Raw genomic sequence first — 21805 nt, 5'->3', positions numbered from 1 at the left:
TTCGTAGCGTTCGCGAGCCGGTGCCGCCGGGCGCCGCACCGGGCGCTCCGCCGCCTTCCCGCGAGTTCGGGCATCTCGCGTCGAGCGCTTGTACACTGACGCATCTTCCTTGCCGACCACCCATGACATCCCGCTATCCGGTCCCGCCCAACGAAATCGAATTGACCGCCGTGCGCGCGCAGGGGGCGGGTGGTCAGAACGTCAACAAGGTGTCGAGCGCGATCCATCTGCGTTTCGACGTGCGTGCCTCGTCGCTGCCGGAAGTGCTGAAGATGCGTCTGCTCGCGCTGTCCGACCACCGGCTCACGCGCGACGGCGTCGTGATCATCAAGGCGCAGGAGCATCGGACCCAGGAGATGAACCGCGCGGCGGCGCTCGCGCGGCTCGATGAACTGATCGAAAGCGTCAGCGTGACCCGCAAGCATCGGGTCGCGACGCGGCCGACCCGCGCGTCGAACCTGCGGCGGCTCGACAGCAAGACCAGGCGCAGCGAGGTCAAGTCGGGGCGCGGCCGCGTGCACGAGTAGCGGCGTGGGTCGCTAACGCCTGGCGCCGCGTCTGCCGGCGCGCACATCCGGCGGCGCCGCCTCCGGCACGAAGTCGACGCACAGCACGTGCGTGCCGTCGCGCTCGAACGCGATCGCCGCGGTGTAGCAGTCCTGACCATCGGCGAGCGAATAATGCGGCCCCATCATCGCGACGCGGCCCGGCGCCGCGAGCGCGTGCCGGAAATACGCGCGACGCGACCAGTTGCTGCGCGTCTCCGTATAGAGCGGCGCGAGCCGCTTCGGAGGCGGCGGGACCGACGCCGCCGTCACCGAAGGCTGGGTCTGCTCGCCCAGGCCGTCGGTGAGGAACACGCGGCGCGCTTCGGGCAGATGCCAGACCTTTTGCGCGGCCTGTTCGAGGTCACCGGTCGCCTTGTAGGTGTCGGCGGCGGCCAGCACCGCTTCCGCGAAGCCCTCGAACCCGAGCCGCTGGTGGCCGGCGTGCGCACGCTCGTATTCGGCGAACTTGCTCCAGATCGACGCGACGAGCGCAGGCACCTTCGTGCAGGCGGCCAGCACGCTGCTCTTTGGCTGACCGAACCAGAACCCCTGCACGAAATCGACGTCGGCCTGCATCAGGATCATCAACTCTTCATCGGTTTCGACGCCTTCGGCGAGCACGAGCGTGCCCGACTGATGGAGCATCGCGATCAGATGGCTGATCATCGATTCGTCGCCCTCGCGCTTGCCCGCGCGCGCGACGAGCGAGCGGTCGAGTTTGACGATGTCGGGGCGGAAGCGCCACACGCGATCGAAGTTCGAGAAGCCGGTGCCGAAGTCGTCGATCGCGATCAGAAAATCGCGCGGCTGCGAGGCGGCGAGCATGCTGGCGACGGCGGATTCGTCGTCGGCGGGCTGCTCGAGCACTTCGATCACGATGCGCTCCTGCGGCAGCCCGAAATGCGCGGACAACTCGTCGATGAAAGCGCGCTGCGGCCAGCCGGTTTCGAACACCTGCGGGCGCGTGTTCAGAAACAGCCACCCGGTGCTGATGCCTTGCTCCATGAAGTTCGCCACATGCAGGCAGCGCGCGATGCGATCGAGTTCGCGCGCTTCGGCGGCCGAGCGCGTGCCCGAGAACAATACTTCGGGCGAGACGGGCAGACCGACGGGATCGAACGCGCGCAATAGCCCCTCGTAGCCGACCACGCACTGATGCGTGACCGACAGCACCGGCTGGAACACGCTGTGCAATGTCAACGCGCGCCAGGTCGCGGTCCAGCCCGACTCGCCGCGGACCAGGTGCGGGAGCAGGCCGCTCACGGTCAATTCGCTGACGGATGGCATAGAAGCGGGCATGAAAGCTGACATGGGATCGTTGCGGCAAGGGAATGAAGGGGCACGCAAACCCATTCGGCGCGTAGCGCTCGCACACCCGAAGCGCCGCGGGAACGAAACGAATGCGTCCCGCGAACACGGAGGGCGGTACCAGCCACGCTGGACTCCGGCGAATTGGTCAAAATGAGTCTAGCAGTTTGCAGCGCGCGACAATGTGCGGGTTATCACAAACGCATGGGCGCGAAAATTGTCTGCAAAACGGCTGCCTACGGCCGTGCGGCAATCCGTTGCGGTAATGCGCCGGAGCGTCCCGCGCGCTTGCCACGCGCGAAACCGATTCTCAATCGCAATGAGTTACCGTACCACGCCGAGGGTAGCAGGGCGCCCAGTGGTCGTCCGCCAAACTCCAGGCGCCGACGGTGCTCACATGCTAGTGCCGCTGTAGGCGCTGATGCGGCCATTCGGGCGGTGGGCTTGGCACTGCTCTGCCGGGCGGATTCTGGCGCGACGTGCAGGAGCCGCGCCGGTTCGTGTTCACCGAGCGGTGGGAAAGCCAGGATGCGCTCGCGGCGCATGCGAAATCCGCGCATATCCAGGCATATAAGAAGGCGGCCGCGGATTGGATCGAGCACGCGGAGATTCGCGTGGTGTCGAAGATCGCCTGAATTCGGGCGCGGGCGTCAGCGGCGCGCGGACACGCAGGACAGGTGGGGCGGCCCTGAGGCCGCCGGCGCGCCGTCAGCGATCAGTGGGTTGCTTGCGGGACATCGAGAATCAGGATGATGGTCCAGTCGGCGTCGCCGTCATGGTGATACTGGCGCTCCGCGACAATGAACGGCTCCTGCTTGCCAGCCGGGCCGAGAAACAGCACGTCGCCTTCCATCGGCAGGCATTCGACGGGCGGCAGCGCGAGGTACGCTTCCTGACCGCCACGCGGCATCAGTTTTTCGATCTTGCGAGATGCTGCTTCGGTCCATTCGATATCAAGCTGGATGTTGCTCATGCTGTCCTCCGCACCAGGGTGCGCACGGGTTAGGGGATGCCGGCGGCTCGCCGGTCGGTGCGCGACTTTAGCATACCGAGAGCAGAGCACCGGCGGCTTGCCAGGCCGGTGCGCGCCTCGGAGTGCCTTGCCAGCGGCGAGCGGGTCGCACAAATAAAAAAAGCCGAAACCGGCGCTGCCAGCTTCGGCTTTTTCACCTTCACGACGAGGCCGCGAGGCGAGATCCGCGAAGTCGCTCAGGTGCCCGACGCGTCGGCACCCTTCTTCGGATGATGCGGAGCCATCTTGTGATGCTTGGCCGGCGCGGCCGGTGCGCTTCCCATCGACTGCTCGCGGTTTTGCAAATCTTGCGCACGCTGCTCGACGTCGGCGGCCTTCGCCGGATCGGTGCTCGTCGTGATGCCGTTGTCCTGCGCGTGAGCCGCGCCGGCTGCGGCACACAAGGAAACCAGGATCGCCATGGACACTTTCTTCATCGTTACCTCCGTAGAATGGTGGTGGACCCGAGTATTGCCTGTCCAGTGGGAAAGACAATGCATTCTATCGAGCAAACTCTTCTCCAGCCGATGGCTTTGTAACCGCGCTCAACACTTGTTACGTTTTGTAATAGCTGGACGCTGATTGAATAAACCGCGACGTCCTCGAGTGCGAGAGCGCAGCGGCCTACATCGTCCGTCAGAACCAGCCGATCGCGCGATACAGGTGAAATTGCGCGAGGCCGATCAGCTCATGCAACGCTATCTCCGCGGCCACGAGATTGGCGAAGCGCGGCAGCACGCCGATCCGCGCGCGCCGCGCGCTCGAAATCTGCGGCTGCGGCTCGACGCCGAAGCGCTGAAAATCGAGCAGCGCACGCGGCATGTGATACGCGGAGGTGACGAGTATCAACGTGTCGTAATGTGATTGACCGACAATAACCGAGACGTTGCGCGCGTTCTCATAGGTCGTGCGGCTGCTTCGCTCGAGCACGATGTCCGAGCGCGCCACCTGCTGACGCAGCAGATAGGGCAGGTAGGTGTCGGCTTCGGTCGCGCTATGCCGCTGCGGATTGCCGCCGCTGACGATCACCCGGCACGTGCTCGCCGTGCGCTTGCAGGCCGCGTAGTTCTGCGCGCTGACCTCGATGCGCGAGAGTACGTCGCGCGGTGGCACCAGCACGTGGTCGTGGTCGTAGACCGTGCCGCCGCCGAGCAGGATGATCGCGGTGCGTGGCGCGAAGGTGGCGGCCGTGGCGCTCTGTCGTTGCGGCTGCGCCAGATCGAGCAGTGGCGCGGTTAGCCAGCCGGCCGCGAGCAGCCAGAACAGCGCGATCATGCAGACGATGAGCGGCCGGCGCGCACGTTTCCATAGCACGATTGCTGCAAAAAAAAGCGCTAATAAAGTGAATAGAATCAATTTAAATGGGGTAACGTATGTCTTTCGGGACAAATCCACGGGCCTGCCATCGCGCCGCGGCGGTTGCATCGTCGGTTCATGGAGAGAACGCTAACATGCCGTTCTGACGGGGGTTCCGAAAACGAGACCAGGCAGCACCTGGCGGAAATCCGCTGTCAGACAGGCGGCGAGCTTCCGACCAGGAGCGGGTGCTACGCGCGTCGCCGGTGGCGCAGTGACGCGTGGGCATGAATGTGTCATAGCTGCACTTTAAGAAAGAAGTGAGATGACCACGTATTCCAACGAAGCGGTACTTGAAGCGCTGCGGCGAGCGCAATATCGTCAGGTTCCCTGGGCCAGAAGGCCAGGTGTCTTCCAATATCTTCGCGCGCTGGGGCTGATGGACACTGTTCGTCAGCGAACCGTCGCACCGGCGCCAGGCTTTCATGCTCCCGTCGATATCGCGGTGCTCACCGAACGCGGCAAAGCGGAGTTTGCGCGGCTCGAGCACGACGAGCGTCTGCTCACATGGACAGCGCAACGCATGAACGATTACGTTCTCGGCGCGGCCGAACCGCAGTCCGCCGCGACAGCCGAAGTCAGATCTTAGCTCAAGGTTCATCGCTTATCTGAACTGAGTCACTGTCCGCCCGGGCCTGTCACCCCCTCGGCGGGCCGTCGCTGACGTCGACCGGTCGCCGTGCGCGTCCGGGGGCGAATCTCCGCTTCCCATCGACAAGGCGGCGACGCGATCCGCGCAGGTCGTTGCCGTTGCGCGCCTTTCATGCCATCAACGCCTCGAGGGCGAAAAAAAGCCCGTATCACGAAGATACGGGCATACCGGAATTACTACTGCCACGCTGTGCTAATGGCGTTGAGTCAGACTGGCGCCGCGTCCGGTGGTTCCCCGATCGTAAGTGCGCAATGCAAGATACTGGGCGACCGCGTCGCGCCACGCACCGTCCGAGCGGCGACATAGCAAATCAACGCCGCCGCTGATCCTCACGCGGCGCATCGGGCCGTGCCCGCACATTGCTGGCGATATCGCCGCGCAGATCGCCACGCGGCGTCGGCGGCGTGAAGTCGCGATTATGGGCCTCGCTCTGCTGCCACGCTTCCAGCGTGGCTTGGCGGTCCGGGCGCCAGTTCCACCCTTGCGGGCGTTGTTGCGCAATTGCGGGCGCGGCCATCGATGAAATCACAATGCCGCACAACACCAGTGACATTGGTTTCATTCCGAAATCCCCCTCAACCTCGAGCCCCTCGACTCAAGGCCTGTTTGCATAAGTATTAACGTATGCCGGGGGACGAAAGCACGCTGTAATTAATAGTAAATGGATGTTTCACCCGGAGCTATCGGGTAGTTTGGCAGTCTGAGGCAGCGCGCAAGGAGCGCTGTGGCGGTCGTGCGGGAGGCGAGACGAAAGGGGCGCGCGAAGCGGAGAAGACAGCGTCTCGCGGCGACCGTCAAATGCTGGCGGGTCGTGGGCGCGCATGCAATCGTGGAAAAGTCGGCTGGATAAAAAACCGGGCACCTACAGGCGCCCGGTGACCGCGTAGTTTCGCGTCAGGCCATCTTGACCGGCGCGCGCCACGATTCCGGATTGGTCCAGAACGCGCCGCGTAGGCGGTCGCGGCTCGGCGGTGCCGGCGGTTTCGCGGCCGTTGCGCCGATCCGGCCGCGCAGCGAGATTTCGCGGCCGCTCGTGCCAAGCCGTTTCACAATTTCAGCGAGCGTGCCATCGGCTTGCCACTCGTCGAAGCGCCGGCGGCAAGTCGGGGGGGACGGGTAGCGGCCCGGCAACTTGGACCAGCCTTCGCCTGTCGACAACACCCAAAGCACGGCGTTGACCACCGCCCGAGCTTCCACGCGCGGTCGACCGCGCCGTTCGCTGCGCGCCGGCTCGGCGCAGAACAAAGCCTCGACCAGCGCCCACTCGTTATCTCTCAAATCGTCGAACAGCATCATGTTTCACCTCAGCGAAGCTAACTCCGGTGCGCTGCCCCGCGCCGCGCACTCTTCACGCACTCGATAGGCGAGTGCCAAAGGGGACGGGCTTGCCACGGATTGCCGTCGGAAATCATGGCGCCCTCCTTGGGCGTTTCACAACGCACGAAGTGTGCCAATCTGCTGCCGATTGCCTGAAAGCCCCGTGGCGGCGGGCCAACGCGGGCGCCAGCCAGGGCCGTATAAGAATCCAAAAAACCCATCTCGCAAATCGGGACAATCACCAATCTGGGGCAGAAAAGCCCGGCCGGCGTGCGTTCGCGCTTTTTTGCTGCATTGCAGCGGCCACGTGGACGGTGCTATGCCGCATGTATTTGGTCGTACAATGCGCATCAAGCTGCGCTATTAATGAGGTGAACAAATGAATGTGACGCTGCGACAGCTCAGGGTTTTCATCGAGGTGGCGCGCTTGCAAAGCTTCAGTCGGGCCGGCGCCGAAATCGGCCTCACGCAGTCGGCGGTCAGTCGCTGCGTACGCGAGCTCGAAAGCGAGATCGGCCTGAAGCTCATCGATCGCACGACGCGCGAAGTGCAACTGACCGACGTAGGCGGCAACCTCGTGGCGAGTGTGTCGCGACTGCTGGGGGATCTCGACGACGCGTTGCGCGAGATCCGCGAAATCGGCGAGCAGCGCCGCGGACGCGTGGTGGTCGCGGCGAGCCCGACCGTCGCGTGCCGGCTGATGCCGCGCGTAGTCGCGTCGTGCGGACAGCAGTTTCCTTATGTGACGCTTGGGCTGCGCGACGACGTGCAAAGCGATGTAGTGCGCAAGGTGAAGTCGGGTGAAGTGGACTTCGGCGTGATCATCGGCCCGTTCTCCGACGACGATCTGCTCAGCGAGACGCTGATGACGGACTCGTTCTGCATCGTGTCGCGTGACGATCACCGGCTCGCCGCGCGCAAACAGGTTACGTGGAAGGACCTCGACGGCGAGCAACTCGTGATGCTCGATTATGCGTCCGGCAGCCGCCCCCTCATCGATGCCGTGATGCAGGCGCAGGGCGTGAACGCCACCGTGGTGCAGGAACTCGGCCATTCGGCGACGGTGTTCGGGCTCGTCGAGGCGGGCGTCGGGATCAGCGTGCTGCCGTGGCTCGCGCTGCCGCTGCCGGCGGGGGCGTCGCTGGTCGCGCGTCCGCTGGTGCCGCGCGCGGAACGCCTCGTCGAACTGGTGCGGCGGCGCGACCGGTCGCTGTCGCCCGCGGCCGAGGCGGTGTGGAATCTGATCCGCCAGTTGCCGGGCCGGGCCGAGGAGTTGAATTGAGGGGCGGGGTCGCGTGCGATCCGTTCGACTGGAGGATTGGCGCCGGGCGCGGCCCGCCGTCCACACGCCGCCTACCGCTACTCGCTGCGCCGCTGTCCGGTTACCCGGCGCGCTAAACTACCATCTTCATCGCGCACGCCTTCGCGGTTGCGCTTCGAGCCTCTTATCCTTCATCCACCCGGAAGCCTCGATGAGCGAATTGGACCTGCCCGTGCCCTCCATCCCGAATGCGCGCGACGCCGTGCGCGCGCTGCGTCCATCGCAAATCCGTGAAGTCGCGAACGCCGGTTTCGGCGTCGACGACGTGCTGCCGTTCTGGTTCGGCGAGTCCGATCGCGTCACACCCGCATTCATTCGCGACGCCGCGAGCGCCGCGCTCGCCGCCGGCGCGACGTTTTACACGCACAATCTCGGCATCGCGCCATTGCGCGCGGCACTTGCGGGCTACGTCAGCGAGTTGCACGGGGCGACGTCGCCCGAGCACGTCGCGGTCACGAGCGCGGGCGTCAACGCGCTGATGCTCGCCGCGCAGCTGGTGGTCGGCGGCGGCGACCGCGTCGTCGCGGTGACGCCGCTATGGCCGAATCTGGTCGAAATCCCGAAGATTCTCGGCGCGCATGTCGAAACCGTCGCGCTCGGCTACGGCGAGCGCGGGTGGGAGCTCGACGTCGGGCAATTGCTGACCGCGCTGACGCCTGACACGAAGATGCTGATGATCAACTCGCCGAACAACCCGACCGGCTGGGTGATGAATCGCGACGACCAGCGCAGCGTGCTCGAACACTGCCGGCGGCACGGCATCTGGATCGTCGCGGACGAGGTCTATGAGCGGCTCTACTATCCCGGCGATGACGCCGCCCAGGCGGCCGGTGTGCGCACCGCGCCATCGTTTCTCGACCTCGCGACACGCGACGAACGCGTGATCTGCGTGAATTCGTTCTCGAAAGCCTGGCTGATGACGGGGTGGCGGCTCGGCTGGATCGTCGCGCCGACCGCGTTGATGGACGACCTGGCGAAGCTGGTCGAGTACAACACGTCGTGCGCGCCGCCGTTCGTGCAGCAGGCGGGCATCGCGGCGCTCGAGCAGGGCGAGCGTTTTACGCAGCAGTTGGTGCGCGACCTGAGGACGTCGCGCGATCATCTGGTGCGCGCGCTGTCGGCGGTTCCCGGCGTCGATGTGAAGGCCCCGCTGGGCGCGATGTATCTGTTCTTCTCGATGCCGGGCTCGACGCGCAGTCTCGATTTATGCAAGGCGATGGTGCGGGAGGTCGGGCTCGGCGTGGCACCGGGGAGCGCGTTCGGGCCGCAGGGCGAGGGGTTCGTGCGCTGGTGCTATGCGTGCGATACGGTGCGGCTCGATGCCGGCGTCGAGCGCTTGACGCGGTTTCTGGCGCGCCACGCCGGGGCCTGATCATGCGGCCTCGTACGCCCCCCGCGCTTCGTGTTGCCGCACCGCGAGCGGCGAAAAGCCGCGAATCGTGAGAATCTTCTTGCTGTTGACTCGACCCGGGCGGGCGCGGCTACACCGGTCGGCGCCGCAGCAGAAGAGGCACGGCAGATCGCGGCTTTACGCCCCGGTCGTTTTTGCGTAATATGGCGCTCAGTCACGCGATTCCTTTCAGGAATATCGCCGCTCCGTCCGGCTGGGTCTGGCTCGATAAGTCTGTTCGCCACCCCCCGGTGCGTGCTCCCATCAATATGACCGATCAGAATCGGGCGAGCGCGTCTTCAGTTCCACATCGTCTGTTTGATCCGGTTCTTTGACCACAGGGTCTGACCTAGCTGCATGAATACCCAAGAGGCGAAGATCGTCCTCGAGACTGCCTTGATCTGCGCGCAGGAGCCGTTAAAGCTCGGCGAATTGCGCAAGCTCTTTGCCGACGGCGTGTCGGCGGACACTGTTCGGACTTTGCTCGAAGACCTGAAGCGGGACTGGTCTGGGCGCGGTGTGGAGCTGGTCGGGCTGGCGTCGGGCTGGCGGTTTCAAAGCAAGCCCGCGATGCGTTCGTACCTGGATCGGCTGCATCCGGAAAAACCGCCGAAATATTCGCGCGCGGTGCTCGAAACGCTCGCGATCATTGCCTACCGGCAACCGGTGACACGGGGCGATATCGAAGAAATTCGCGGTGTGACGGTGAATACGCAGGTCGTCAAGCAGCTCGAGGATCGCGGCTGGATCGAGGTGATCGGTCATCGCGACGTGCCCGGGCGTCCGGCGCTGTATGCGACCACGCGCCAGTTCCTCGATGACCTTGGTCTAACGGCGCTTGACGAGTTGCCTCCGCTTGCCGATCCGTCCGCACAACTGAACGCGGATCTGCTGGGTCAGCACGCGATCGAGTTTGCCGAGGGCGACGCGCAAAGCATGCAGCAGCCGGTGCAGGATGCCGGGCACGACATCGCGGGTGAGGCTCGCGAGCCGGCTCCGCCGGAAGCGGCGCAGCACGCCGCGTCGGGATTTGAAGCAGCGCCGCCCGAGACGGTAGCCGAGTCGACGCTCGAACCGGAGCCCCGTGCGGAAGCGACCGGGCAGGCCGGCACGACGAGTGCGTCAGACGCGTCGAGCGCGCCGCACGAAATGCAACAACAGCCCGAACCGGCACCCGCGGCAGCGCATGCCAGCGTCGCCGGCTCGGCACAGCATTACGATCCGGTCGCCCAGACCGATCCGGCAATACCCGCGCACGGCTCGGGCGTGGCTCGCAATACGGAGCACGCTGCCGAGCCGAATCCGATCGAGGCGGCGCACGACGATCCCGAGGATCGCCGCGATGCCGCGCAGGACGCAGGCTTTCTGACCCACGACGAAACCGAGTCGCGCAGCGCCTGACGTAACCGAACTTTTTTGCCGCGCCCGCAACGGGCGCGCGCGACCTGACATTTTGAGGTTGTTTTGACACATACCCACGACACCGATTCGTCCGAATCCGAGCGTCCCGTGCCGTCGGCGCGGACCGACGAACGCACTACGCAAGCGGCGGCAGGCGAGGGCGAGCGCCCGGCTCATGGCGCGGAAACAGAGGGCGAAGAGCGCCCCCGCCGCGGTCTGCGTCGCGGGCCGCGCAGCCTGATCGCGCGACGCCGCGCCGGCGCGAAGACGAAGGCAGCCGAGGGCGCGCCCGCGCAAGGCGCGCCGGTCGTCGCCGAAACGCCTCCGGACGGCGAGGTCGTCGCCCAGGTGCGCACGCCGCGCAAGGACGCGGGCGCGAAACAGGGCGGGCGTCGTAACGCTGGCGGTGCGAAGCGCGAGGGCGTGTCACGCGAAGACCAGCGCGAACGTCAGCCGCGCGAAGGTCAACGTGAGGGCCAGCGCCAGAATCGCCGCGGCGCCGATGCGGCCGCGGAGTCAGCTCAGGACGATCTGTTCTCATACGTGACGTCGCCCGCATTCGATGCCGACAACACCACGACTGGCGGCGTACGCGCGCCGATGCTGCGCCGTGACAAGGCAGCGGGCCCGAAGCGCGTGCTGTCGCCCGATGACGACGCGCCGAAGCTGCACAAGGTGCTCGCCGAGGCGGGCATGGGCTCGCGCCGCGACATGGAAGAGCTGATCATCGCCGGCCGCGTGTCGGTGAACGGCGAACCGGCGCACATCGGCCAGCGCATCATGCCGACCGACCAGGTCCGCATCAACGGCAAGCCGGTCAAGCGCAGGCTCGCCAGCAAGCCGCCGCGCGTGCTGCTGTACCACAAACCGGCCGGCGAAATCGTCAGCCACGCGGACCCGGAAGGCCGTCCATCGGTGTTCGACAAGCTGCCACCGATGAAAACCGCCAAGTGGGTCGCGGTCGGGCGTCTCGACTTCAACACCGAAGGTCTTCTGATGCTGACCACCTCGGGCGATCTCGCGAACCGGTTCATGCATCCGCGTTATAGCGTCGAGCGCGAATACGCGGTGCGTGTCGTCGGCGAACTCGCCGAGGGTATGCGTCAGAAGCTGCTAAACGGCGTCGAACTCGAGGACGGCCCGGCGAATTTCTTGCGCATCCGCGACGGCGGCGGCGAAGGCACGAATCACTGGTACCACGTCGCGCTCGCCGAAGGGCGGAATCGCGAAGTACGCCGCATGTTCGAAGCGGCCGGCCTGATGGTCAGCCGGCTGATTCGTACGCGCCACGGCCCGATCTCCCTGCCGCGTGGTCTGAAGCGCGGCCGCTGGGAAGAACTCGAGGACAATCAGGTGCGCGCACTGATGGCATCGGTCGGCCTGAAGGCGCCGGCTGAGGAGCGCGGTAGCCGCAATGCGGCGCCGGAGCGTCGTCAGCCGGATCCGATGCAGACGTCGATGGGCTTTATCAACCGCGAGCCGGTGTTAATGTCGCACAGCCGCTTCGAGCAGCAGCCGCGCGGACAGGGTCGCCGTGGCGCGGCGGGCGGTGGCTTCGGCGCGGGCATGGGGGGCGGCACTGGTTCTGGTGTCGGTGCGGGCAATCGCGGCGTCGGGGGGCAGCGCGGCCGCGACGTCGACGGCAATCGCGCGTCGTCGCCCAACGGCAACCGTGCGCGCACTGGCGGCAAGCGTGCCGGCGCGGCCGGCGACAGCGGCGGCAATCGCGGGCCGGGCGGCAATCGTGGCGGCAACGCCAACCGTGCCGGCGGCAACGCGGGTTCGGGCGGCGCGAATCGTGGCGGCGGCACGGCGCGCGGTCGCTCGCGCGGCCGTTGAGCGGGGCGCTGTACCGCGTTTGAGGGGTGGCCGTTGAACGGCCATACCCGTTGGTGCAGTTCGCATGACCTGCCAGGCTGATATGCTCCCGGTGTCAATCGGGATCGGGTTTTTAGTTTCTCGAATTCATATTGCCGGAATTTCCCCAGGGCGGCGTAGCAGTACATTTCGGCGGTGGATCAAGCTGATATTCGCGGGTTGGGTACCGCACTACAGATGTCCGCCCAATGAGCCTGCCGCTATCTGGAACCGCAAGTCGGATGCAGTAGTCCGTTGCGTAGCCTGGTCGCGGGTTACTCATCCCAAGCGAGAGTAGAAAGGCCTTCACGCATTGCCGTGCGCGCTTCAGGTCGTCTTTGGCGCCACCCACGTCCGTGCCAGATCGCGGAACGCTTCGTCGTCGTCGCTTGGCACGTACACCGCGCAGAGGTCACCGGCGCGCAAAGACCGCACAAGCTTGATCGCATCACGCCGCTCAGTCTTGACCCGTTCACCCGGTTTTTTCGGAATCAGCGATCGGGCGCACACGATGCACCCGAATCCCTTCTGCACGAACTGCCGGTAAAGTCCGTAGCCGCATGGACCGGCCTCGCAGACAACGCAGACGTGCCGCGCTTTCGACTGCAGGCGCCTGCACAGGTGATCGACATCAGCCTGCGTCATACCGATCTTGCCCAGCGGTTCGACTTCGCCTGAGCCCGGCGCATACGCGACTTTGATCGAGTCCTTGTGTACATCGAGACCGACGCACAGCGTGCTATCGTCTTCCATGCTGGCCGCCGTGCCGGAAATCGCCGGGAGCGGCCGTGTCCGCACTGTGCTGCTCTGGCTGCAATGCCAACCCGCGCTTGATTCCTTACGGCGGGCCAGCCATTGCCTCACGGCAGTCATACTGCATACTGACTAGCAATGTCGAGTGCTTCCCGGCCGAGCCGTTTATCGTTTTTGGCGATTTTATGCCGCCTCTTGTTTGCCGCGTTCGCACGGCGTTCCGATGCGTCAAACGCCGTGCGAAACTGCGCTGAAGACCGACAGGACGCATCGCCGCAAAGTGTTGGCGTAGCCCGTCCGGCTCCCCTTCCCGACGGCTCGGGCGACCTTGCAAAAGCCCGGATTTGCCGCCACATTGTCGAAAGATTCCTATCAAATCAAGCGGAAATGCGCATCGCCCGGCGTTCCGCGGATTGCGTTTGGGCCGGAAAATGGCTACAATCGCGAAGTCGCTGGGCGTACGGTTTCATGTGCGGCTCAGGTGCGACCACCGGCAATAAGATGATGGGCGTTCAGCCCATTTTTTTTTGCCGCTCAGTTCATCGTGGTTCGGCATCTCGGGTTCGCACGAACGTGCGCCGGCTTGGCGCGCGGCCCGCATTGGTTGTTTGCAGAAGAGGCGAGGCTCGCTGCGCGAACATCTAAGAGGGCACTGTGCAACTGACGGAACTGATTGAAACCACGGTCGTGGGACTCGGCTACGAGCTCGTCGATCTCGAGCGCACCGGGCGCGGCATGTTGTGTATCTATATCGACCAGCCAGCCGGCATCGCAATCGAAGACTGCGAGAAAGTTACGCGTCAGCTCCAGCACGTTCTGACGGTCGAAAATATCGATTACGAGCGGCTCGAAGTATCGTCACCCGGTCTCGATCGCCCGCTGAAGAAACTGGCGGATTTTGAACGTTTCGCGGGCAGCGAAGCGGTTATCACACTGAAAAAGCCATTGGACGGTCGGAAATCGTACCGGGGCATTTTGCATGCTCCGCAAGGCGAGACGATCGGTCTGGAATTTGAAGGAAAAGAAGGAGCCGCGATGCTCGATTTCACGCTCGCGGACATGGACAAGGCGCGCCTTGTTCCGAAAGTTGACTTTAGGAGCCGCAAACAATGAGTCGCGAAGTGTTGATGCTGGTGGATGCGCTGGCACGCGAGAAGAATGTCGATAAGGACGTGGTATTTGCCGCGCTCGAAGCGGCTCTCGCTTCGGCCTCCAAGAAACTCTTCGAAGAAGATGCGGATATCCGCGTCCACATCGACCGTGAAAGCGGCGAGCACGAAACGTTTCGCCGCTGGAAGGTAGTGCCGGACGAAGCAGGTCTGCAGGAACCGGATCAGGAAATTCTGCTGTTCGAGGCGCGCGAGCAGCAGCCCGATATTCAGCTCGACGAGTTCATCGAGGAGCCGGTGCCGTCGATTGAATTCGGCCGTATCGGCGCGCAGGCCGCCAAGCAGGTGATCCTGCAGAAGGTGCGCGACGCCGAGCGCGAGCAGATCCTGAACGACTTCCTCGAGCGCGGCGAACACATCATGACCGGCTCGGTGAAGCGCCTCGACAAGGGCAACTTCATCGTCGAATCGGGCCGCGTCGAAGCGTTGCTGCGCCGCGACCAGCTGATCCCGAAGGAAAACCTTCGGGTGGGCGACCGCGTGCGCGCGTATATCGCGAAGGTCGACCGCACCGCGCGTGGTCCGCAGATCGAGCTGTCGCGTACGGCGCCGGAATTCCTGATGAAGCTGTTCGAGATGGAAGTGCCGGAAATCGAGCAGGGCCTGCTCGAGATCAAGGCGGCGGCTCGCGATCCGGGCGTGCGCGCGAAGATCGGCGTGGTGGCTTATGACAAGCGCATCGATCCGATCGGCACCTGCGTCGGTATTCGCGGCTCGCGCGTGCAGGCCGTACGCAACGAGCTCGGTGGCGAAAACGTCGACATCGTGCTATGGTCGGAAGACCCCGCCCAGTTCGTGATCGGCGCGCTCGCGCCGGCAGCCGTGCAGTCGATCGTCGTCGATGAAGAAAAGCATTCGATGGACGTCGTCGTCGACGAGAACGAACTCGCGGTCGCGATCGGCCGCAGCGGCCAGAACGTGCGGCTTGCCAGCGAGCTCACCGGCTGGCAGATCAACATCATGACGCCGGACGAATCTGCGCAGAAGCAGAATCAGGAGCGCGGCGTCCTGCGCGACCTGTTCATGGCGCGTCTCGATGTCGACGAGGAAGTCGCCGACATCCTGATCGACGAAGGCTTCACGAGCCTCGAAGAGATCGCCTACGTGCCGCTCAACGAGATGCTCGAAATCGAGGCATTCGACGAAGACACCGTTCACGAACTGCGCAACCGCTCGCGCGACGCGCTGTTGACGATGGCGATCGCGAACGAAGAAAAGGTCGAGAATGTAGCGCTCGACCTGAAGAGCCTGGACGGCATGGACGCCGACCTGCTCGCGAAACTGGCCGAACATCAGATCCAGACGCGCGACGAACTCGCCGAGCTGGCCGTGGATGAACTGGTCGAGATGACTGGGATGGGAGAGGATGCCGCTAAGGCGTTGATCATGAAAGCACGTGAACACTGGTTCCAGTGAGAAATGACCATGGCGCACTGAATTGAACGCGGCCGTCAGGCCGCATGACCCGATGCTAACCGCAAGGAATCGGTCCTTGCATTAAGAGGAATGAATGGCGAGTAACAACGTAGCCCAATTTGCCGCGGAACTGAAAATGCCTGCAGGCGTGCTGCTTGAGCAGCTGCAGGCAGCTGGCGTCACAAAAGCGAGCGAAGCCGACTCCTTGTCCGAAACGGACAAGGCGCGTCTGCTCGACCACTTGCGCAAGTCTCACGGCTCGACTGATGCAGACAAGCGCAAGATCACGCTGACGAAACGGCATACGTCGGAGATCAAGCAGTCCGATGCGACGGGCAAAGCTCGCACCATTCAGGTCGAGGTGCGCAAGAAGCGCACGTTCGTCCGCCGCGACGAGACTGTCGCGGAAGGCGGGGATGCATCGAATCATGTGGCCGAGAACGCGGACGCAGAAGATCTCGAACTGCAGCGTCGTGAGGAAGAAGCACGTCACGAAGCCGAGCTGCTCGAAAAGCAGGCGCAGGAGCTGAAGGCGCGCCAGGAACAGCTCGAGCGCGAAGAAGCGGACCGTCAGGCGCGCGAGCAGGCCGCGGAAGCCGAGCGTCAGCGCGCGGAAGAAGATGCAAAGAAGCGCGCAGCGGCTGCGACCGAGGCGGCGGCTCGCGAGAAGGCCCAGCAGGCGGCGGCGAAAGCCGCTGCACCGGTTGCCGAGAAGGCAAACGAGCAGGACGACGAACGCGCGGCAGCGGAACGCGCCGCGCAACGCGAAGCCGCGAAGAAAGCGGAAGACGCCGCGCGCGTGGCCGCCGACAAGGCGCGCGCCGAACAGGAAGAAATCGCCAAGCGCCGCGCGGCGGCCGAAGCCGAAGCGCGCGCGATTCGCGAAATGATGAACACGCCGCGCAAGGCGCAGGTGAAGGCGCCGGAACCGGCACCGAAGCCTGCCGAGCCGGCCAAGGCGGCCGAAGCCAAGGGCACGCTGCATAAGCCGGCGCGTCCGGCTGGTGAAGCACCGGCGCGCCCGGCAGCGAGAAAGCCGGCAACCGCCGCGACTCCGGCGCCCGCGAGCGCACCGTCGGCGGGCGACAAGAAGAAGCCGGGCGGCGGTAAGAGCGGCTGGCAGGACGACGCAGCGAAGCGCCGCGGCATCAAGACGCGCGGCGATTCGAGCGGCGGCGTCGATCGTGGCTGGCGCGGCGGTCCGAAGGGGCGTGGCAAGCATCAGGAGCAGACCACGTTCCAGGCGCCGACCGAACCGATCGTGCGTGAAGTGCATGTGCCGGAAACCATCACGGTCGCGGATCTCGCGCACAAGATGGCGGTGAAGGCTTCGGAAGTCATCAAGGTGATGATGAAGCTCGGCCAGATGGTCACGATCAACCAGATGCTGGACCAGGAAACGGCGATGATCATCGTCGAGGAACTGGGCCACCATGCGCTCGCGGCGAAGCTGGACGATCCGGAAGCCATGCTGGTCGAAGGCGAAGCGAGCGACGCCGAAGCGCTGCCACGTCCGCCGGTCGTCACGGTGATGGGCCACGTCGACCACGGCAAGACCTCGCTGCTCGACTACATCCGCCGCGCGAAGGTTGCGGCAGGCGAAGCGGGCGGTATTACGCAGCACATCGGCGCCTACCACGTCGAAACGCCGCGCGGCGTGATCACGTTCCTCGACACGCCGGGTCACGAAGCCTTTACGGCAATGCGTGCCCGCGGTGCGAAGGCGACCGACATCGTGATCCTGGTGGTGGCCGCCGACGACGGCGTGATGCCGCAGACGAAGGAAGCGATCTCCCACGCGAAGGCTGGCGGCGTGCCGCTCGTCGTCGCAATCAACAAGATCGACAAGCCGGAAGCGAATCCGGAGCGCGTGAAGCAGGAGCTCGTCACGGAAGGCGTCGTGCCGGAAGAGTACGGCGGCGACTCGCCGTTCGTGCCGGTGTCGGCGAAGACCGGCGCGGGCATCGACGATCTGCTCGAAAACGTGCTGCTGCAGGCCGAGGTGCTGGAGCTGAAGGCACCGGTCGAATCGCCGGCCAAGGGTCTCGTCATCGAAGCGAAGCTTGACAAGGGTAAGGGTCCGGTCGCAACGATCCTAGTCCAGTCAGGTACGCTGAACCGCGGCGACGTCGTGCTGGCAGGCAGCGCCTACGGTCGCGTGCGTGCCATGCTCGACGAAACCGGCAAGCCGACCAAGTCCGCGGGTCCGTCGATCCCGGTCGAAATCCAGGGTCTGTCGGAAGTGCCGCAGGCTGGCGAAGAAGTGATCGTGATGCCGGACGAGCGCAAGGCGCGTGAAGTTGCGCTGTTCCGTCAGGGCAAGTTCCGCGACGTCAAGCTCGCAAAGCAGCAGGCCGCGAAGCTCGAGAACATGCTCGAGCAGATGGGCGAGGGCGAAGTGCAGTACTTGCCGCTCATCGTCAAGGCCGACGTGCAGGGTTCGCAGGAAGCGCTGGTGCAGTCGCTGCAGAAGCTCTCCACCGACGAAGTACGCGTGCAAATCGTGCACGGAGCGGTCGGCGGCATCAGCGAGTCGGACGTCAATCTCGCGACGGCGTCGAAGGCGGTCATCATCGGCTTCAACACCCGCGCGGATGCGCAGGCTCGCAAGCTCGCGGAAGCTAATGGCGTCGACATCCGCTACTACAACATCATCTACGACGCCGTGGATGAGGTGAAGGCGGCAATGTCGGGCATGCTGGCGCCGGAGAAGCGCGAAGTCGTGACGGGCACGGTGGAAGTACGCCAGGTATTCAAGGTGCCGAAGGTCGGCACGGTGGCCGGCTGTATGGTCACGGACGGTTTCGTCAAGCGCTCGTCGTCGGTGCGCGTGCTGCGCAACAACGTCGTCATCTTCACGGGCGAACTTGATTCGCTCAAGCGGTTCAAGGACGATGTGAAAGAAGTCCGTCAGGGCTTCGAGTGCGGTATGTCGATCAAGAACTTCAACGATATCGTCGAAGGCGATCAGTTCGAAGTCTTCGAGGTCACCGAAGTCGCGCGTACGCTGTAATTCGCGCGGCACGGCACAACGGGCGGAACGGGCTTGACGCCCGCTCCGCCCGTTGTTTTTGAGCCCGCAGTGTCGAGTTTGTTGCTGGCTTGGTTGCCGCGTTCGTCGCAAATGGACTCTCACCCCGCCGCGGCGACCGCGACGCCGTCGTATCGAACGAATATCGAACACGGCTCGCGCGAACCAATTTTTTGCATCCGTGTTAGCGGAGCACACAACACCATGCCTAAGAAACGTACTACTCCCAATCGCAACGTGCAGATCGCCGATCAGATCCAGCGCGACCTGGCTGAGCTTCTGCGCGAGGTCAAGGATCCGCGCATCGGCATCGTCACATTTCAGAGCGTCGAGCTAACGCCCGACTACGCGCACGCAAAGGTCTACTTCACGACGCTGACGGGCGACCCGCAGCAAACGCTCGAAGCGCTGACGCACGCTGCCGGCCATCTGCGCAATCTGCTGTTCAAGCGCCTGCATATCCACACGGTGCCGACGCTGCATTTCCACTACGACAAGACGATCGAGCGCGCCGTGGAGATGTCGCGTCTGATCGACGAGGCAAATTCCACGCGCGCGAAAGACGACTGAGCGTCTGCCATGCCGTGGCGTTCCATGCAGCGCGCGGCGCCGTTTTTCGCATTTCCCGAACGTTCTGCCTCCCTCGACATGACCGCACCTCAACGCCCCCGCGTGCCGCGTCGCGCGCTCGATGGCGTGCTGCTGCTCGACAAGCCGCTCGGCCTGTCGAGCAACGACGCGCTGGTTCGCGCGAAACGTCTTTATCTGGCGAAAAAGGCGGGCCACACCGGCACGCTCGATCCGCTGGCAACTGGCCTGCTGCCGCTGTGTTTCGGCGAGGCCACCAAGTTTTCGCAAGACTTGCTCGAAGCCGACAAGACCTACGAGGCGACGATGCGCCTCGGTATCCGCACGACCACCGGCGACGCCGAAGGCGAGGCGTTCGACATCCGCGCCGTCGACTGCGACGAAGCGGCGGTGCGGGCGGCCTTGCCGAAATTCATCGGCGAGATCGTTCAGATTCCGCCGATGTACTCGGCGCTCAAGCGCGATGGCAAGCCGCTGTACGAGTACGCGCGCGCCGGCCAGACGGTCGAACGGGACGGGCGGCAGGTGACGATTCGCGCGCTCGAGCTGATTGCGTGCGCGTTGCCGGATGTGACGTTTCGCGTGACGTGCAGCAAGGGCACCTATGTGCGCACGCTTGCCGAAGATATCGGCGAAGCGCTCGGCTGCGGCGCGCATCTGGTCGCGCTGCGGCGCACGGGCGTCGGCGCGCTGACGCTCGAGCATTCGGTCACGCTCGACGCGTTGTCCTACGCGACCGAACTCGAACGCGACGCATGGCTGCAACCGGTCGACGCGCTGCTGTCGACGTTCCCGCAGGTCTGTCTGAACGACGATGACACGCGCCGCTTCCTTCACGGCCAGCGCCTGAAGCTGTCGTCGTTGACGATCGCCGCCGACGCGGTGAATGCCCCGCGCGTGAGGGTGTACTCGGCGCAGGGGCGGCTTCTCGGGGTCGCGAAGCCGGGCGAAGGCGTGCTCGCACCCGACCGTCTGATCGTGACGACGGAGAGCTAGAGGTCGCCGTTTTGCCAGCCCGGCGCGGACAATAAAAAAACGGGATCGCCATCGAGCGATCCCGTTTTGATCATGCCCTGCGGTGGAGCGGTGTCGAACTAAAGCAACACCACAAACGCCCCCCTCAATGTGCCGCGGCGGCCGCCGCTCCCGCATCGCCGCCGGCCCGTTCCGGCCGCGTGATCCAGATCAGCGCGATCAGCGCGACAAAAATACCGGCCGAAATGAAGAACAGATCGTTTACGCCGAGCTGCGCGGCCTGCTGCGTGACCATGGTGTTGAAGAGACCATAGGTCTGCTGCTGATCCAGGCCCGCCGCGCCCATCTGATGAATCGATTGACTGAACGCTGGGTTGTAAGCATTCGCCTGTTCGGTCAGTTGCGCGTGATGCATGATCGTGCGGTGATCCCAGGCGGTCTGGAAGATCGACGTGCCGATACCGCCGCACATGATCCGCACGAAGTTCGACAGCCCCGAGGCCGCCGGAATCCGATGGCCCGGCAAGCCCGACAGCGTGATCGACACGAGCGGAATAAAGAAGCCGGCCATACCGATACCTTGAATCAGCGTGGGCAGCATCAGCGAGTACGTGTCGACGCCCGTCGTATAACGCGAGCGCATCCAGAAACACAGCGCGAAAATCAGGAACGACAGCGTCGCGATATAGCGCGGATCGGTACGCGGCAACACCTTGCCGGTCAGCGGCGACAACAGGATCGCGAACACACCGACGGGTGCCATCACGAGTCCGGCTTCGGTCGCCGTGTAGCCGATATCGGTCTGGAGCCACAGCGGCAACAGCACGAGATTGCCGAAGTAAAGCCCATAGCCGATCGACAGCGCGATCGTGCCGCCGGTGAAATTGCGTCGGCTGAACAGCGACAGATCAACCACCGGATGCTCGGCCGTCAACTCCCACACGATAAAAAACGCGAGCGCGATCACCGCGACGAGCGCGAGCACGACGACCGTCGTCGACGAGAACCAGTCGAGGTCCTTGCCCTTGTCGAGCATCACCTGAAGCGAGCCGACCCAGACGATCAGAAGACCGAGGCCGACGCCGTCGATTGGCGCCTTCCTGATGACCGAATCGCGGTTACGGAAGATCATCCACGTCGCGGCGGCCGCGACCGCGCCGACGGGAATGTTGACGTAGAAGATCCACGGCCACGAGATGTTGTCGGAAATCCAGCCGCCGAGGATCGGACCGGCAACCGGTGCGATCAGCGTGGTCATCGCCCACATCGATAGCGCCATCGGCGCCTTCGCGCGCGGATAGCTCGCGAGCAGCAGCGTCTGCGACAGCGGGATCATCGGGCCGGCCACCGCGCCTTGCAGCACGCGCGACGCAAGCAGGAACGGCAGGTTCGGCGACAGCCCGCACATCCATGACGACAGCACGAACAGCACGATCGACGCCATGAACAGCCGCACCTGGCCGATGCGGTCGGTGAGCCAGCCGGTCAGCGGCACCGAGATCGCGTTGGCCACCGCGAACGACGTAATCACCCACGTGCCCTGGTCGGACGATACGCCGAGGTCGCCGGAAATCGACGGGATCGACACGTTCGCGATCGACGTGTCGAGCACGTTCATGAACACGGCGAGCGACACCGCGATGGTGCCGATCACCAGTTGCGCGCCCTCGAGCGGCGGGTGAGGGACTTGCGCCTGAGCCTGAGCCATTAA

The 21805-nt window shown here is 64.6% G+C and carries 17 protein-coding genes and 3 pseudogenes; 12 read left to right on the top strand and 8 right to left on the bottom strand.

Annotated features, from left to right (window positions below; translation table 11 throughout):
- The first annotated feature begins 122 nt into the window (after positions 1 to 122).
- Positions 123 to 527, top strand: coding sequence for an alternative ribosome rescue aminoacyl-tRNA hydrolase ArfB (arfB, locus tag HDG33_RS15890; RefSeq protein WP_184029945.1), 405 nt, complete (start codon positions 123 to 125; stop codon positions 525 to 527).
- Between the two features lie 12 nt (positions 528 to 539).
- On the opposite strand, the gene HDG33_RS15885 is transcribed toward arfB, so the two are convergent.
- Complete coding sequence (locus HDG33_RS15885) at positions 540 to 1835, bottom strand: EAL domain-containing protein (RefSeq protein ID WP_184030067.1); 1296 nt, start codon at positions 1833 to 1835, stop codon at positions 540 to 542.
- Between the two features lie 494 nt (positions 1836 to 2329).
- On the opposite strand from HDG33_RS15885, the pseudogene HDG33_RS15880 reads away from it, so the two are divergent.
- A pseudogene (locus HDG33_RS15880) lies at positions 2330 to 2491 on the top strand (putative quinol monooxygenase); the annotation flags it as partial.
- Positions 2492 to 2571: 80 nt separating this feature from the next.
- On the opposite strand, the gene HDG33_RS15875 reads toward HDG33_RS15880, so the two are convergent.
- The 3 genes from HDG33_RS15875 to HDG33_RS15865 form a co-directional block, all read right to left on the bottom strand.
- Entirely contained in the window at positions 2572 to 2829 is a 258-nt protein-coding gene (locus HDG33_RS15875; protein WP_090804111.1) for a DNA-binding protein, read from the bottom strand.
- A 236-nt stretch (positions 2830 to 3065) separates the two neighbouring features.
- The gene (locus HDG33_RS15870) at positions 3066 to 3305 is read right to left on the bottom strand and encodes a hypothetical protein (RefSeq protein ID WP_090804113.1); all 240 of its coding nucleotides are present in this window, start codon (positions 3303 to 3305) and stop codon (positions 3066 to 3068) included.
- Positions 3306 to 3504: 199 nt separating this feature from the next.
- Positions 3505 to 4224: a YdcF family protein gene (locus tag HDG33_RS15865; protein ID WP_409259021.1), complete on the bottom strand. Its 720-nt coding sequence runs from the start codon at positions 4222 to 4224 to the stop codon at positions 3505 to 3507.
- Positions 4225 to 4489: 265 nt separating this feature from the next.
- Here HDG33_RS15865 and HDG33_RS15860 point away from each other — a divergent pair, with 265 nt between their 5' ends.
- On the top strand, positions 4490 to 4813 hold the full coding sequence (locus HDG33_RS15860; RefSeq protein ID WP_018418368.1) for a hypothetical protein: 324 nt from the start codon (positions 4490 to 4492) through the stop codon (positions 4811 to 4813).
- Between the two features lie 373 nt (positions 4814 to 5186).
- Here HDG33_RS15860 and HDG33_RS15855 read toward each other — a convergent pair whose 3' ends face one another.
- Both HDG33_RS15855 and HDG33_RS15850 read right to left on the bottom strand, forming a co-directional pair.
- Positions 5187 to 5438 (bottom strand): hypothetical protein, encoded by a 252-nt coding sequence (locus HDG33_RS15855; protein ID WP_090804114.1) that lies wholly within the window; start codon positions 5436 to 5438, stop codon positions 5187 to 5189.
- 335 nt (positions 5439 to 5773) lie between these two features.
- Positions 5774 to 6169, bottom strand: a pseudogene (locus tag HDG33_RS15850) (transposase); the annotation flags it as partial.
- Between the two features lie 403 nt (positions 6170 to 6572).
- Between HDG33_RS15850 and HDG33_RS15845 the strand changes: the two are divergent.
- From HDG33_RS15845 to rluB, 4 genes are all read left to right on the top strand, one after another.
- Positions 6573 to 7475 carry a LysR family transcriptional regulator gene (locus tag HDG33_RS15845; protein ID WP_184029942.1) on the top strand — a complete coding sequence of 301 codons (903 nt, stop codon included), beginning with the start codon at positions 6573 to 6575 and terminating at the stop codon, positions 7473 to 7475.
- Positions 7476 to 7665: 190 nt separating this feature from the next.
- Positions 7666 to 8886, top strand: a complete 1221-nt coding sequence (locus tag HDG33_RS15840) for a pyridoxal phosphate-dependent aminotransferase (protein ID WP_184029939.1) — start codon at positions 7666 to 7668, stop codon at positions 8884 to 8886.
- Positions 8887 to 9261: 375 nt separating this feature from the next.
- Positions 9262 to 10305 (top strand): SMC-Scp complex subunit ScpB, encoded by a 1044-nt coding sequence (gene scpB, locus HDG33_RS15835; RefSeq protein ID WP_184029936.1) that lies wholly within the window; start codon positions 9262 to 9264, stop codon positions 10303 to 10305.
- A 63-nt stretch (positions 10306 to 10368) separates the two neighbouring features.
- Positions 10369 to 12144, top strand: a complete 1776-nt coding sequence (gene rluB, locus HDG33_RS15830; protein ID WP_184029933.1) for a 23S rRNA pseudouridine(2605) synthase RluB — start codon at positions 10369 to 10371, stop codon at positions 12142 to 12144.
- A 298-nt stretch (positions 12145 to 12442) separates the two neighbouring features.
- Here rluB and HDG33_RS15825 read toward each other — a convergent pair.
- A pseudogene (locus HDG33_RS15825) lies at positions 12443 to 12915 on the bottom strand (transposase); the annotation flags it as partial.
- Between the two features lie 654 nt (positions 12916 to 13569).
- Between HDG33_RS15825 and rimP the strand changes: the two are divergent.
- The 5 genes from rimP to truB all read left to right on the top strand — a co-directional run bounded on the left by rimP (position 13570) and on the right by truB (position 20115).
- Positions 13570 to 14028: a ribosome maturation factor RimP gene (gene rimP / locus HDG33_RS15820; protein ID WP_006052964.1), complete on the top strand. Its 459-nt coding sequence runs from the start codon at positions 13570 to 13572 to the stop codon at positions 14026 to 14028.
- The gene (nusA, locus tag HDG33_RS15815) at positions 14025 to 15500 is read left to right on the top strand and encodes a transcription termination factor NusA (RefSeq protein WP_176120042.1); all 1476 of its coding nucleotides are present in this window, start codon (positions 14025 to 14027) and stop codon (positions 15498 to 15500) included. Before rimP ends, nusA begins: the two co-directional genes overlap by 4 nt.
- A 94-nt stretch (positions 15501 to 15594) precedes the next feature.
- On the top strand, positions 15595 to 18513 hold the full coding sequence (infB, locus tag HDG33_RS15810) for a translation initiation factor IF-2 (protein WP_184029930.1): 2919 nt from the start codon (positions 15595 to 15597) through the stop codon (positions 18511 to 18513).
- Positions 18514 to 18735: 222 nt separating this feature from the next.
- Entirely contained in the window at positions 18736 to 19101 is a 366-nt protein-coding gene (gene rbfA, locus HDG33_RS15805) for a 30S ribosome-binding factor RbfA (RefSeq protein WP_008922231.1), read from the top strand.
- 78 nt (positions 19102 to 19179) lie between these two features.
- Positions 19180 to 20115 (top strand): tRNA pseudouridine(55) synthase TruB, encoded by a 936-nt coding sequence (gene truB / locus HDG33_RS15800; protein WP_184029926.1) that lies wholly within the window; start codon positions 19180 to 19182, stop codon positions 20113 to 20115.
- 124 nt (positions 20116 to 20239) lie between these two features.
- On the opposite strand, the gene HDG33_RS15795 is transcribed toward truB, so the two are convergent.
- A complete protein-coding gene (locus HDG33_RS15795; protein WP_184029921.1) occupies positions 20240 to 21802 on the bottom strand; it encodes a DHA2 family efflux MFS transporter permease subunit in 1563 nt (520 codons plus the stop codon).
- Positions 21803 to 21805 lie beyond the last annotated feature (3 nt).

It is taken from the genome of Paraburkholderia sp. Cpub6 (assembly GCF_014201065.1).
In the GTDB taxonomy this organism is placed as follows: domain Bacteria; phylum Pseudomonadota; class Gammaproteobacteria; order Burkholderiales; family Burkholderiaceae; genus Paraburkholderia; species Paraburkholderia tuberum.
Note: the sequence above shows the minus strand (reverse complement) of the source record. Positions and strands in the feature narration are given on the sequence as shown.